This is a genomic window from Pseudoalteromonas sp. Z9A4 (assembly GCF_011378845.1).
Lineage (GTDB): Bacteria > Pseudomonadota > Gammaproteobacteria > Enterobacterales > Alteromonadaceae > Pseudoalteromonas > Pseudoalteromonas arctica.
The window spans coordinates 1-1,086 of sequence record NZ_WTLA01000061.1 but is presented as its reverse complement, the minus strand read 5'-3'; the positions used below and the strand labels follow the sequence as shown (position 1 = coordinate 1,086).

Sequence of the window (1,086 nt, the reverse complement as noted above, 5' to 3'; positions counted from 1 at the left end):
TTTACCTTGCTCCACTAATCGCTTATTTTGGGCTTTTATATCTGGATTATGTTGTACAGCTACTACAGCAGCCATATACAATTTAGCCCTTATATACCCAGGCCCTTCTTTGCTTAAAGTTGTTTTTCCAGCCCGTTTGCCTGACTCATTAAGCTTAGGTATTAAGCCTAAGTAACAAGCTAATTGCTTGGCATTTTTAAACTGTTTACATGCCATCAAGGACACCATCATACGTGATATTACCTCTCCAACACCTTTGATACTTTGAAGCAATTGGCGGTTCTTTTTTAATTGTGGGTGTCTATCAATATGCTCATCAATGTCATTTTTTAGCTTGCCTATCTCAGTTTTTAGTACAGCTATCATATCTTCAATTGACTGAGTAACTCGAGTAGATGCACCTGAGAAACCAACAGCTTCATAACGATTTTCTTCGCGACGTAAGTCTTGCTCAAGTGCTTCAAGTCTACGCGTCATTACTTTTAACTCTCTCGCTTCAACAGGCTCAGGCTGCCAACTTAAAAGTGAGTGCTGTTGGTCATGACCATAACGAGCAAGCATTGTGGCGTCTGACTTGTCTGTCTTATGGACAAGCCCTAATGAACTTGCGTACTGTTTTGCTTTACCAGGATTTACATGTAATAAAATAAATCCTTGCTCATATAGGAAATACATCAGCGGCTCGCTATAAACACCTGTGGGCTCTGTTGTAATAACAATATCTTGTGCTTCTAAATTTGTATTCTTTATCAACCAGGCAACTAACTCTTGATAGCCCTGCGGGTTATTTTTAAAAATCTTCGTTTTCTTTTTACTTTTGACTACATCGCGTAGCCAGGAAATATCTAACTTGTCTTTACCCACATCAATGCCAATAAAAGCTTTCATCTCTATCTACTCCCCTTGTACATGCAGCGTCACCCTTAGTTGGGGCGCTAGGATACCATTCAGTTTAATGGAGGTTAGGAAGTCAGGGCTCAATCTACGTCACAGCATTTTCACACTCTGGTTGGGTACGAGCTCACTGTCTTCCCGATGTGACAAGTGCTAGCTAAACACTCATCAAGAAGAGATACAAGGTTGGGT

At 40.4% G+C, this 1,086-nt stretch carries 1 protein-coding gene; it reads right to left on the bottom strand.

Annotated elements, in window-relative coordinates:
* Positions 1-888, bottom strand: an 888-nt coding sequence (locus GQR54_RS19425; RefSeq protein WP_166379705.1) for an IS110 family transposase, incomplete at its 3' end; no start/stop codon positions are given.
* Between the last annotated feature and the right edge of the window lie 198 nt (positions 889-1,086).